The 11873-nt window shown below is 49.3% G+C and carries 14 protein-coding genes; 12 read left to right on the top strand and 2 right to left on the bottom strand.

Annotation, left to right across the window (positions count from 1 at the left end):
* The first annotated feature begins 7 nt into the window (after positions 1-7).
* The 3 genes from I6E39_RS03480 (at position 8) to I6E39_RS03470 (ending at position 1146) form a co-directional block, all read left to right on the top strand.
* A complete protein-coding gene (locus I6E39_RS03480; protein ID WP_235380057.1) occupies positions 8-535 on the top strand; it encodes a hypothetical protein in 528 nt (175 codons plus the stop codon).
* A 9-nt stretch (positions 536-544) separates the two neighbouring features.
* Positions 545-742 (top strand): hypothetical protein, encoded by a 198-nt coding sequence (locus I6E39_RS03475; protein WP_235380056.1) that lies wholly within the window; start codon positions 545-547, stop codon positions 740-742.
* A 188-nt stretch (positions 743-930) separates the two neighbouring features.
* Positions 931-1146 (top strand): Maff2 family mobile element protein, encoded by a 216-nt coding sequence (locus I6E39_RS03470; protein WP_087184127.1) that lies wholly within the window; start codon positions 931-933, stop codon positions 1144-1146.
* Between the two features lie 215 nt (positions 1147-1361).
* On the opposite strand, the gene istB is transcribed toward I6E39_RS03470, so the two are convergent.
* Complete coding sequence (gene istB, locus I6E39_RS03465; protein ID WP_235380055.1) at positions 1362-2099, bottom strand: IS21-like element helper ATPase IstB; 738 nt, start codon at positions 2097-2099, stop codon at positions 1362-1364.
* Positions 2099-3619: an IS21 family transposase gene (gene istA / locus I6E39_RS03460; RefSeq protein ID WP_235380054.1), complete on the bottom strand. Its 1521-nt coding sequence runs from the start codon at positions 3617-3619 to the stop codon at positions 2099-2101. Before istA ends, istB begins: the two co-directional genes overlap by 1 nt.
* 192 nt (positions 3620-3811) lie before the next feature.
* Here istA and I6E39_RS03455 point away from each other — a divergent pair, with 192 nt between their 5' ends.
* The 9 genes from I6E39_RS03455 to I6E39_RS03415 all read left to right on the top strand — a co-directional run bounded on the left by I6E39_RS03455 (position 3812) and on the right by I6E39_RS03415 (position 11873).
* On the top strand, positions 3812-4492 hold the full coding sequence (locus I6E39_RS03455) for a hypothetical protein (RefSeq protein ID WP_235380053.1): 681 nt from the start codon (positions 3812-3814) through the stop codon (positions 4490-4492).
* A 421-nt stretch (positions 4493-4913) separates the two neighbouring features.
* Positions 4914-5123 carry a Maff2 family mobile element protein gene (locus tag I6E39_RS03450; protein WP_235380140.1) on the top strand — a complete coding sequence of 70 codons (210 nt, stop codon included), beginning with the start codon at positions 4914-4916 and terminating at the stop codon, positions 5121-5123.
* A 482-nt stretch (positions 5124-5605) separates the two neighbouring features.
* The gene (locus tag I6E39_RS03445) at positions 5606-5968 is read left to right on the top strand and encodes an HNH endonuclease (protein WP_235380052.1); all 363 of its coding nucleotides are present in this window, start codon (positions 5606-5608) and stop codon (positions 5966-5968) included.
* Between the two features lie 11 nt (positions 5969-5979).
* Positions 5980-6153, top strand: a complete 174-nt coding sequence (locus I6E39_RS03440; protein WP_235380050.1) for a hypothetical protein — start codon at positions 5980-5982, stop codon at positions 6151-6153.
* Positions 6154-6330: 177 nt separating this feature from the next.
* A complete protein-coding gene (locus tag I6E39_RS03435) occupies positions 6331-6546 on the top strand; it encodes a Maff2 family mobile element protein (RefSeq protein WP_087184127.1) in 216 nt (71 codons plus the stop codon).
* Between the two features lie 22 nt (positions 6547-6568).
* A complete protein-coding gene (locus tag I6E39_RS03430; protein WP_235380048.1) occupies positions 6569-7432 on the top strand; it encodes a VirB6/TrbL-like conjugal transfer protein, CD1112 family in 864 nt (287 codons plus the stop codon).
* Positions 7433-7447: 15 nt separating this feature from the next.
* Complete coding sequence (locus I6E39_RS03425; RefSeq protein WP_235380046.1) at positions 7448-7864, top strand: PrgI family protein; 417 nt, start codon at positions 7448-7450, stop codon at positions 7862-7864.
* Positions 7865-7892: 28 nt separating this feature from the next.
* A complete protein-coding gene (locus tag I6E39_RS03420) occupies positions 7893-10244 on the top strand; it encodes a VirB4-like conjugal transfer ATPase, CD1110 family (RefSeq protein WP_338127112.1) in 2352 nt (783 codons plus the stop codon).
* Positions 10245-11873 (top strand): C40 family peptidase, encoded by a 1629-nt coding sequence (locus tag I6E39_RS03415; protein ID WP_235380044.1) that lies wholly within the window; start codon positions 10245-10247, stop codon positions 11871-11873.

The raw sequence follows: 11873 nt of genomic DNA, 5'->3' as shown, positions 1-11873 counted from the left end.
AAATGAAATGGCATATGAAGCCGGTTTTGTAAATGACGGGATCCCTGATTTCGTCAAAGAAGCCGAGGAAATGATAGCCAGAGGCGAGATGATCACGCCGCCTGCAGCCGAAGAGATCACCATCAAGTTCGGCAAAGGGCTGGTCAGTGAGCCCTTCACTTCCAAGGCAGGCAAGGAGCTGGTTGAGGTAAAGATCCCCAATCCCGATCCTGCAGATAAACGTCCCTGGGAAAGCTTTGTGATCTCCCCGAAGATGATCCATGACAACCAGTTTGGTAAAGGCGTCTGGATGAAGGTTCCCGAAGATTCGACCTTTACCGTATCCCGCCAGGTAAGGACCGGGGTCGATGAAAGCGGCAAGGGCATCTGGACTAAGGAGTCCCGTCAGGTTTCAAGTACGGAGCTTAAGAGCATGCTGGAAGCCTATAAGGACAGGGACAAGGGTTCCGTTCTTTCGGATCTGTCCGCAAAAAAAGCGGAGGGCCATGCTCCAGCAGCACCTAAGTCCCCGAAGAAACAGGACCAGTCAAGGTAAGGAGGAAGCATGGCAAAATTCATCTACACCGGCCAGGAATATCTGAATGCTGACCACATCATCAGCATTGATACTGTGCCGAACGACTCAACCATCTGGATCCGTCTGGATACCGGAGAAAAGTACGCCAGGAGCAAACAGTACCTGGAAGAGATCCTCGATATCTTAGGCTATTACGACAGCAAAAAGATCGAGTTTCACATCTAATCACTTCGTTTGTAAGTCTTCTGTGAGAAAACAGAGGGCTTTTCTTTTGCCCTGACGCGGGAACATGTCCAATGGCAAACCGGCGCGGTTAGCGCACAAAAGATGACTGGCCATAGGTGACACGGCGAAGCAACACGGCAGCAACCACTATTTTTTATGAAGCCCTAAGCGGCAAGGAGGAAATGAATATGGCATTTTTCAACAGCGCAGTAACTGTTCTGCAGACTCTCGTAGTAGCACTCGGTGCAGGTCTTGGTATCTGGGGTGCAATCAACCTTCTGGAAGGCTATGGTAACGATAACCCCGGTGCAAAGTCCCAGGGTATGAAGCAGCTCATGGCGGGCGGCGGCGTTGCCCTCATCGGTATCACCCTGGTGCCTCTGCTTTCCGGTCTCTTCGGTTAATCCGAACAGAGTCTGACTGCTTGCCGGAGCAGTAATCCGGCCGGGCGGCGCAAGCTGCCTGTTACATATCAAAATTATTTTCTCCACTTTTTTGATTGATTTGAATAGTTTTTTGCAACAGTATTGATGAGCTGTAAGCAGTCAAGTAAAATACACATTTTTTCGCCAGAAAGTGCACACTTTTGAGGAATGTATTTCGCCTCAAGAATGCCAGTTCAGCCAGTAATGGATTGGTGGTGTTCTAAGCGGTAGCTGTTGCCGGTCATGTTAATAATCTCGCAGCGGTGGATGAGCCGGTCCAGAATCGCCGTCGTAATGGTGGCATCCCCAAGGAAATCGGCCCATTCATCAAAGCCCTTGTTGGATGTAATAATGAGCGAGGTTCTTTCGGACATTGAGGACACAAAGCTAAAGAACAGATTGGCTTCGGCCGGGGAAAGCGGCATAAACCCCACTTCGTCCACCACAATCAATGCGGCTTTTCGCAGCTGCTTCATGCGCCGTTTGCTGGTACCGGAAATATCAGCAGTCTTCAGGATCTTCATGAGGTTGTCCAGTGTCTCAAAAATCACCGCATATCCAAGGTCCAGCCCCCGCACTGCCAGGGAGAGCGCCAGATGCGTTTTCCCAACGCCCGGCGGGCCAAGGAAGCAGATATTAAATGCCTGTTCCACCCAAGTCATGTCGCTTAAACGCAGCATCTGCTCTTTGGAGACACTGCGCTGGAAGCCAAAATCGAAGGAGTCCAGCGTCTTCTCCGCAGGCAGCGCTGCACGCTTTCTGCGCAAATCATTCTGTTTCTGGATACGGATCCTCTGCTCTTCCAAGAGAAACAATTCCACGCTTTCCAGCGGGCTCAGTTTGTTTTTCCCGCGGTAGATTGCATCAAAGTCCACCGGCGCAATACGGAGATCGGCAAGCAGATTGTTCACTCGCTCCAATGGAGTCAGCATCACCGCACCCCCATTCTCGCATAGACCTCAAGCGGCCGCTTTTGGGTCGTTATATGGTATTCGGCCTTGTCCACCGGAATCAGTGTGGGTGCGGCCGGAGACTGCTTCAGAGAGGGGTTTAAAGATACCTGGTGTTCCAGATAATCCTTCATCGTGTTCGCACTGTAGATCCGGCTGTGTTCGCAGAAGGCAACGGCATTGAGGGTCGCATCCAGGCCATACTGGTCGAGAAGAGACTGGATCAGCCGGAACTGGTCCCTGGCATAGCGAGACTTTTCCGTGCGGATGGCCTGCAGGAAATCCATGGCTTTGCCTTGTAACCGGGCATCCAGTTCGGACTGGACTTTATCTATGGCCGTTGTGCGGTCTCTGGTGTGGCTCTTGTTCTGGATCAGTAGCCCGCGGCCCGTGGAGATCCTGTGCTCACAAATCGGTTCACCGAAGATCGTTTGGATATAGAGGATTCCATCTACCGTTTCTATTCGTACTTCTGGCTGCGTGTTGTAAGTACCAAGAGGGACAGAGTAACGGTTGCTGTCGTAGATAATGGTGTTGTCCTTGCGGACAGTTCTGCAAACCACCGGACGCTGCCTCTGCTCATGGATGGGCAGAGGCCGGAGATGTTCCCGTTCTTCCTTAAACACTTCAGCCGGGATACGCTTTGTGGTGCCATGCACCTTGGCGTTAGCCGTTCTCTCCAACCAGTCCAGGCAACTCCCGTTCAGAATGTCATCATCCACGTAAAGGCGGTTGCTTAGAAAATTGCCTTTAATGTACTTCACGGTGTTCTCAATTTTCCCCTTGCTCTCGGGGTCTGCACCACGGCACATATAGATGGACATTTTGCACTCCTGCCGGAATTTCTCAAACTCATAGGTGTAGATGATGTCTCCGGCATTCTCGCTCACGCAAACAATGCTGTCCTGGTCAAATACCATCTCCTGTGGCATCCCGCCAAAGTAGCGAAAACAGTTGTGGCATATATGCACCAGATCTACCGCGGTAAATGGACGACTCTGCATCTCGGCATATTTGTATCGGGAACAGGCTAACAGGAATGCTGCCACATAAACTTTCGTCCAGCCTCCGTCCACATTTTGCATGGACACCTGGCCGAAATCCACCTGCATCTGCTGCCCCATGGGAAGTTCAGGCACTGCCTCGTAATCCCGGGGCCGAACGCTCTTTTTGAGCTGGTACTCCTCTCGAAGTGCCTTCACATACCGGGATACCGTTCGTTCGGCAAACTGTTCATGGTAATGCTCTTTGAGCCAGTCGCAGACCTGTGCTGCCGTGAGAGTCGGATAGGTTCTCAGCCAGCCAATAATTTGGTCCCGGTAAGTATCCAGTGCTTTCTCCCGGCAAAGGCCGAGGTGCTTCTGCTCATACTCCTCAACCGACATATCCCAATAACGAATGACTGTCCTACGGTTGAGATTGAGCTGCCTGGCTACTGACGCTTTCTTAAAGCCGCGCTCTTTCAGTTGTTGGATTGCATTGTACACAGAATATCCCTTCATTTCCCGCCGCCTCCGTCTTTGGTTGGCTCCATTTTACCAACTTCTCGGAGGCTGTGTAGTCTCTGGCGAAAAACTGTGCATTTTGTGGCGAAAATCTGTGTACTCCTATTGGCTGAAATCTGTGCACTTTATTTTACCATTTACATGAGCGTTAACAGTATAATTAGCAATATCAATTTATGGGAGGAAATCATGAAAAGAATTCTTGTTATTTGTTTCTGCATTGTCATTATGACATCTTTAGGAGCATGTAAAAGTTCCGCTGTGAAAGCAGTAGAGCAGGCCATTACGTCGATAGGAATTGTTACTATTGATAGCGAAAACGCAATCGAGGCGGCAGAAAATGCGTATTCTGCATTATCTGATAAAGAAAAAGCAAAAGTATCCAATTATAGTAATTTGATAGCTGCTCGATCATCCTACAATGCAATTCCAAAACCTATCCAATTAACAGTTGATAACTATAGTAAATATATCAATTTAGATGTAATCGGGTCCGAATCGGGCTCAAACTTCAGAATACCTCAAGGGGTAAAAGTGTCGAGCACTTCTACTCGAATGGAGTTTTCTGAAGGCTTAGTATTTAGTGTGACGGCTACTCCTATCTCGAATAAATATGAATTTTCCGATGTCGTTATTGAACTTAAAGTTGATGGTAAGTATAACTATGTCGCCCCTTTTGATAAGTATAAAACTGGTGAAACTGAAGTTAACGATATGACCTTTACCATTGAGTTGGATATATCTGGTAATGGATTTGCTCACTGTGACCCTATTGATATTTATGGCCAGAATAAGTGGGTAACCTATTACGGGTGGATTAGTGTAGAAAATGTTGAAGTAGTATCTGTTACCGGAACGTTGATAGAATAAATCAGGTGATAATATAAAAATATACACATTCTGTTTCTGGACATAGCAATAGGAAACGATATAATGTCTCTATCAAACGACGGAAGTTCCTATATGGAAGATGACAGATGGGATTTACTGAGAAAGCTGATACTTGCTGAGTTCTATCTTCTTTCCCCGGAGGATCAGGAACATTACCTTGAAGTAGTGCAAGAACTGCTTCTTAGAAACAGTACCCGAAACGAATGGGCACCGGGATGACAATAGAATAAACCAATACATAGCCAGGACTGACCACAAATCAGTCCTGGCTATCTTTATGCCCTTCCGTCCGCAGGTGCACATGCGGTCAGAGGGGCATTGTTGTTTATTCACCATATGAAGCAGCCCGCAGGTCCATCCAACTATATTCGGGATCCGGGCAAGGAGGATTAATTATGGCATTTTCAACAGCGCAGTCGGCGTACTGCAGACTCTCGTAGTAGCACTCGGTGCAGGTCTTGGTATCTGGGGTGCAATCAACCTTCTGGAAGGTTACGGTAACGATAACCCCGGCGCAAAGTCCCAGGGTATGAAGCAGCTCATGGCGGGCGGCGGCGTAGCCCTCATCGGTATCACTCTGGTACCTCTGCTTTCCGGTCTCTTCGGTTAATCTGGACAGAGTCTGACTGCTGGCCGGAGCAGTGATCCGGCCGGGCGGCGCAAGCTGCCTGCTACATAGAAATGAAAATTTGACATCCCAGTATATATTTGCTATATTGGCCCTGTAAATATCCAACAGTGTGTAAACTAAGCTTCTGGAAGCTTCTTATTCAGTCATACCGGAAAGCTGTGAACGGGATGAGTCCTTAGCTGTTTGCAAATCGGCTTTTGGTCCTCGGTTGGGTATTGTGTATATTGTAAACCTGAGAGAACTATTACGGCTTTTCGATTCCGGTTATGCCCGTAAGAAAGTAGAGAAAACTCTAGGTAGGTAATCTATTGTTCTTAAGCTTTACACCATATGTTCATTGGCAGTTGTTCAGCAACTGTCTGTGTTACTATGCGTGTAAGGCGACCAATTCGGATCTATTGGGTCTGTACACGTATAGTGTATGGGCTCTTATTTTTTGGTCCGGATTGGAGGTGAACAATATGAAAATAAATCGAAAGAATGCTATGCGATTCTGGGAAGAGGAATTTGGCGATGTAAGATTTGCCGAGGATTTCCATGGCAATCTTATGTGTAAAGATGGATACGGTGATCCAGACTATTATGTATATGATACAGATTGGTCTTTTGCAGGTCAGCGCAATAAGATCTATTGCGGTTGGAACATTCACCATATTCTTCCTTTAGCACTTGGCGGAACAAATGCAAAGGACAACTTGACCTGTACGAATATTGCAACAAATGATGAGGCCGAAGACAAAATCACCTTTTGGATTGATGATTGTCTTTATCAAGTAAAAAGGATAAACGGCACGTCAGACCATGAAATCGTGCGTATTAAGTAAGGAGTACTAGCATGAAGCACTTTTTTGATTATTCTGATGGAGACTTTGGGATTGAATTATCCCGGGATTTGCTTATTGATGCAAAAGGAAACCTAATGCAGCGCATGGGTGATAGCATGGCAATGGATCTTGATTCAGGAGAACTTCATATCATATCTTCAGATACTTCGGATGATGAAGAATAACAATTAAATATAATATTACATAGCCAGGAACTGACTTGATCGGTTACCTGGCTATTTTTATGCCCTTCCGTCCGCAGGTGCACATGCGGTCAGAGGAGCTTTGTTGTTTATCAACCATATGATCAGCCCGCAGGTCCATCAAACTATATTCGGGATCCGGGCAAGGAGGAAATTACTATGGCATTTTTCAACAGCGCAGTCACTGTACTGCAGACTCTCGTAGTGGCACTCGGTGCAGGTCTCGGTATCTGGGGTGCAATCAATCTTCTGGAAGGTTACGGCAACGATAACCCGGGCGCTAAGTCCCAGGGTATGAAGCAGCTCATGGCTGGCGGCGGCGTAGCTCTCATCGGTATCACTCTGGTACCTCTGCTTTCCGGTCTCTTCGGTTAATCGGCAAAGGAGGTAATCACCCTTGGAAAGCATTCTCCAACAGATTCAGGATTGGCTCAAGGAAATGCTCATTTCCGGAATCATGAATAATCTGTCGGGCTTGTTTGACTCGGTGAACGACCAGGTTGGCGATATCGCAACGCAGGTGGGAACCTCTCCGGCGAGCTTTTCGCCGGGGGTGTTCTCTCTGATCCGGAACGTTTCCGAGTCAGTCATTGTCCCGATAGCAGGAATCATCCTGACTTTTATCGTGTGCTATGAGCTGATTCAGCTGATCATCGACCATAACAACCTGGCCAATTTTGAGACCTGGATCTTTTTCAAATGGATCTTCAAGACCTTTGTCGCTGTGACTCTGATCACCAACACCTTCAATATCGTAATGGCGGTGTTCGATGTTTCGCAGCATGTGATAAGCAGCTCCGGCGGTATCATCGGAGGCAGTACGGCAGTGACCGACAGTATGCTGACGACTCTTGAGACTAACCTGGCAGACATGGACCTCGGACCACTACTGGGGTTGTTTGCCCAAAGCATGATCATAGGCCTGACCATGAAGGTCATCGGTATCATTATCTTTGTGATCGTCTACGGACGAATGGTGGAGATCTACCTGATGACGAGCCTGGCTCCCATTCCCTTTGCCACCTTTGCAAACAGAGAACAGAGTCAGATCGGTCAGAACTATCTGAGATCCCTGTTTGCCCTCGGCTTCCAGGGCTTTCTTATCATGATCTGCGTCGCGATCTATGCGGTGCTGGTCCAGTCAGTCGCAGTTGCGGATCCCATCAATGCGATCTGGGGTCTGATTGGATATACCGTGCTTCTGTGCTTCACGTTATTTAAGACAGGGAGTCTCGCAAAGAGCGTCCTGCACGCACACTAAGAAGGAGGTTTCAAATTGGCAGCGTATATCAGTGTGCCCCGCGATTTAAGCAGGGTCAAAAGTAAAATCTTATTCAACCTGACCAAACGTCAGCTGCTTTGCTTCGGAGCGGCGGCACTCATCGGAGTGCCGTCTTTCTTTTTACTCAAGAAGGCCGGAAATGTTTCCATGGCAGCCATCTGCATGATCGTCATCATGCTTCCTCTCTTTTTCCTCGGAATGTATGAGAGAGATGGGCAGCCCCTTGAGGTCATCGCAAAGCAGTTTATTCAGGCCAAATTCGTAAGGCCGAAGGTCCGTCCCTATCAGACGGATAACTATTATGCCATCCTGATGCGTCAGGAACAGGCGGAAAAGGAGGTTAACGCTATTGTTTGCAAAGCTGAAAAAAGGGCGCAGCCAGGCAAAGGCAGCACCCGTAAATCTTCCTAAGAACCTTACCAAGGAAGAGTATAAGCAGATCAATCAGATTGTGGAGACGGCCAGAAGAAATGACGGCATTCCCCGCACCGCTCAGCAGTCCATCCCGTTTCAGCGCATGTTCGCGGATGGCATCTGCCGTGTGACGGACAACTATTACACTAAAACCATCCAGTTTCAGGATATCAACTACCAGCTGGCACAGCAGGAGGATCAGAGAGCCATCTTTGAGGAATGGTGCGGTTTCCTGAACTTTTTCGACAGCTCCATTCACTTCGAGCTGTCCTTCATGAACATGGCGACCGATGCGGAAAGCTTCGAGCAGAGCATCCGGATCCCACCCAGACACGATAACTTCAATCCCATCCGAACCGAGTACAGCGACATGCTGAAGATGCAGCTGGCCCAGGGCAATAATGGCCTGACCAAGACCAAATATATTACCTTCGGCATTGAGGCTGCTTCCATGAAGGAAGCCAAGCCCAGGCTGGAGCACATCCAGACCAGTCTCCTTAATAACTTCAAGCGTATCGGTGTTACGGCACAGCCGCTTGACGGTATGGAAAGACTCAGGCTCATGCATGCCATGTTCCACATGGGAGAACCGGATAAGTTCTACTTCGACTGGAGCTGGCTTGCAGAAAGCGGACTTTCCGTAAAGGACTTCATTGCCCCCACCTCCTTCGCCTTCCCCGGAAGCAGGAAGTTTCAAATGGGTGGCACCTATGGCTGTATGAGCTATCTGCAGATCACGGCATCGGATCTGTCTGATGAGATGCTGAAGTACTTTCTGGAAATGGACTCCAGCCAGGTCATCACCATGCACCTGCAGTCCGTGGATCAGAATGCAGCCATTAAGCAGATCAAGCACACCATTACGGAGCTTGACCGAAGCAAGATCGAGGAGCAGAAAAAGGCAGTCCGTGCCGGTTACGACATGGATATCATTCCTTCCGACCTTGCCACCTACGGTAAGGATGCGAAGGCACTCTTAAAGGAGCTGCAGTCTCAGAATGAGCGTATGTTCCTTCTGACTTTCCTTGTCATGTCCACCGGCAGGACCGAGCAGGAACTGGAGATGAACTATTTCCGTGCCAGCTCTCTGGCGCAGAAGTATAACTGCAACCTGAGAAGGCTGGACTTCCAGCAGGAGCAGGGCCTGATGAGCAGCCTGCCTCTTGCCTATAACCAGATCAATATCCAGAGACAGATGACCTCCAGTGCCACCGGAATCATCATTCCCTTCACCACCCAGGAACTGTTCCAGGAAGAGCCAGGTGCTCTGTACTATGGCCTGAATGCTATCTCCAACAACCTGATCATGGTAGACCGTAAGAAGCTGAAGAACCCGAACGGCCTGATCTTGGGTACTCCCGGTTCCGGTAAGTCATTTTCTGCCAAGCGTGAGATCGCCAATGCCTTCCTGGTAACGGATGACGATGTTATTATCTGCGATCCTGAGGCCGAGTACACTGCGCTGGTGCAGAAATTCGAGGGCCAGGTCATCAAGATCAGTCCGGCCAGCACCCAGTATATCAACCCGATGGATATCAATGAGTCCTACTCCGAAGAGGACAATCCTGTTGCTCTGAAGAGTGACTTCATCCTCTCCCTCTGCGAGCTGATCGTGGGCGGCAAGGAAGGCCTCCAGCCTATCGAAAAGACGGTTATTGACCGTTGTGTGCATCAGATCTATCAGAAATACTTCGAGGATCCGAGGCCCGAAAACATGCCAATTCTTGAAGATTTATACGATGCACTGATGGCTCAGGAGGAAAAGGAAGGCCGCCATGTGGCAACTGCTCTTGAGATCTATGTAAAGGGCTCCCTGAATCTGTTCAACCACCGCACCAATGTCGATATCCAGAACCGCCTGGTCTGCTATGACATCAAGGAGCTTGGTAAGCAGCTGAAAAAGATCGGTATGCTGGTCGTTCAGGATCAGGTCTGGGGCCGTGTAACTGCAAACCGCAGTGCCGGTAAGACCACCCGCTACTATATGGACGAGTTCCATCTTCTTCTGAAGGAGGAACAGACAGCGGCATATTCCGTTGAGATCTGGAAGCGTTTCAGAAAGTGGGGCGGCATTCCTACCGGTATCACGCAGAACGTAAAGGACCTTCTGTCTTCCCGAGAGGTTGAGAACATCTTCGAGAACTCTGACTTCGTGTATATGCTGAACCAGGCTGCCGGTGACCGTCAGATCCTGGCACAGCAGCTGAACATTTCCCCTCATCAGCTGTCCTATGTCACTCACTCCGGTGAAGGTCAGGGACTTCTGTTCTACGGAAATGTCATCCTTCCCTTCGTGGATCGTTTCCCGACGGACCTTGAACTGTATAAGATCATGACCACCAAGCTTTCGGAGGTTCAGGAAAGCAAGGAGGCGTAAATGGCGAAGAAGAAACCGAAGAGATCCAAGTTCCGTTCGGAAGCGGATCGTTCCTCTGCAAGGGGAAGAAAAATGCGCTTCTCAAAGCAGGAAGTAAGTCCTGAGGAACTTGGCGGAAGAAAAGCCCGCAACAAGCGAGCAGCCCAGCGAGGGGCTGCCGCTACTGCCTCCGGCTCTGTTCACAGCAGAGTCCACAAGGCAAATGAGGATGAAAACGTCGGAACGGAAGCGATGGATTACGGTACCGAAGCTGCGGAAGGTGCTGTCAGAACTGCAGATAAGGCCGTCTACAGTGCCAAGATGCACGGCAGAAAACAGCCGGAAACGGTTGATGCTGAGACCGGTGGTTCCAATCCTGCTTCGAAGCTCAAGCAGAAGGAGGATATCAAGCGACAGTATGCTTCTGCAAAACGAGGCGAAGGTGGTGCAGCTGCAGCCTCTGGTGCAGGAAAAGCGAAGGACGGCGCAAAGAAATCCAAGGAAGCCGCTGAAAAAGGCAGTGAGCTTCTGGATAAGCTGACCAAGTTTATCGAAGAGCATTCCAAGGAGATCCTGCTCGTTGCAGCCCTTGGACTTCTCGTGATGGTCATAGCGTCATCGGTATCTTCCTGTTCTGCCTTTCTGCAGAGCAGCACCAATGTGGTGATCGCTACCAGCTTCACTGCGGAGGATGCAGATATCCGAGGTGCCAATGATGATTACAAAGCATTAGCCCAGGCACTGCTTGCCCAGGCCAACAATGCGGAGCGAAGCCATCCCGGCTATGACGAGTACAACTACTATCTGGATGAGATCGGCCATGATCCTTATCAGCTGGCAGCCTATCTGACTGTCATGTATGAGGATTACACGAGATCTGAAGTTCAGAGTATGCTCAGAAGTCTGTTCGATAGGCAGTATGAGCTGACCTTTGAGGAGGTCGTTGAGGTCAGGTATCGCACTGAGACCAGAACGCGAACTGTAGATTCCTCCTATACTGATCCGGTGACCGGCGAGGTCGTCGATGACAGCTATGAAGAGGAATATGAGGTTCAGGTTCCTTATGACTACTATATCCTCAATGTCACTCTGAAGAACAATAACCTGGGACATGTGATCACAGAGTCCGGCGGCATGGATGCAGATCAGCAGGAACGCTATGCACTTCTCTTGCAGACCAAGGGCAATAAGGCGGATCTCTTTGCCGATGACCCTTATGTGGCATCCAGCGAATACCTTCATTACGACATCCCAGGCGAAGCACTGACGGATGAGCGTTTCCGAAAGATGATCACGGAAGCTGAAAAGTACCTGGGCTACCCTTATGTCTGGGGCGGAAGCAGTCCTTCCACCAGCTTTGACTGTTCCGGCTTCGTGTCCTATGTCATCAATCACTGCGGCAATGGCTGGAGTGTGGGCAGACTGACGGCCAATGGCCTGAAGGGCATCTGCTCTATTATCCCTGCTTCTTCCGCAAAACCGGGTGACCTGATCTTTTTCCAGGGAACCTATAACACTTCGGGTGCCTCTCATGTCGGCATCTATGTCGGTGACGGCATGATGATCCACTGCGGCAACCCGATATCCTATGCATCTATCAACACAACGTACTGGCAGCAACATTTCTACTGCTTTGGCAGGCTGCCGTAA

This window comes from Pseudoflavonifractor phocaeensis, assembly GCF_021531375.1.
Classification (GTDB): Bacteria; Bacillota; Clostridia; order Oscillospirales; family Oscillospiraceae; genus Lawsonibacter; species Lawsonibacter phocaeensis_B.
This window is presented reverse-complemented; position numbering and strand designations above follow the sequence as displayed.

Bases quoted from the DNA above. Each gene is read 5' to 3' on its own strand.
- I6E39_RS03480 (WP_235380057.1), top strand. From the start codon at position 8: ATGGCATATGAAGCCGGTTTTGTAAATGACGGGATCCCTGATTTCGTC.
- I6E39_RS03475 (WP_235380056.1), top strand. From the start codon at position 545: ATGGCAAAATTCATCTACACCGGCCAGGAATATCTGAATGCTGACCAC.
- I6E39_RS03470 (WP_087184127.1), top strand. From the start codon at position 931: ATGGCATTTTTCAACAGCGCAGTAACTGTTCTGCAGACTCTCGTAGTA.
- istB (WP_235380055.1), bottom strand. From the start codon at position 2,099: ATGCTGACTCCATTGGAGCGAGTGAACAATCTGCTTGCCGATCTCCGT.
- istA (WP_235380054.1), bottom strand. From the start codon at position 3,619: ATGAAGGGATATTCTGTGTACAATGCAATCCAACAACTGAAAGAGCGC.
- I6E39_RS03455 (WP_235380053.1), top strand. From the start codon at position 3,812: ATGAAAAGAATTCTTGTTATTTGTTTCTGCATTGTCATTATGACATCT.
- I6E39_RS03445 (WP_235380052.1), top strand. From the start codon at position 5,606: ATGAAAATAAATCGAAAGAATGCTATGCGATTCTGGGAAGAGGAATTT.
- I6E39_RS03440 (WP_235380050.1), top strand. From the start codon at position 5,980: ATGAAGCACTTTTTTGATTATTCTGATGGAGACTTTGGGATTGAATTA.
- I6E39_RS03435 (WP_087184127.1), top strand. From the start codon at position 6,331: ATGGCATTTTTCAACAGCGCAGTCACTGTACTGCAGACTCTCGTAGTG.
- I6E39_RS03415 (WP_235380044.1), top strand. From the start codon at position 10,245: ATGGCGAAGAAGAAACCGAAGAGATCCAAGTTCCGTTCGGAAGCGGAT.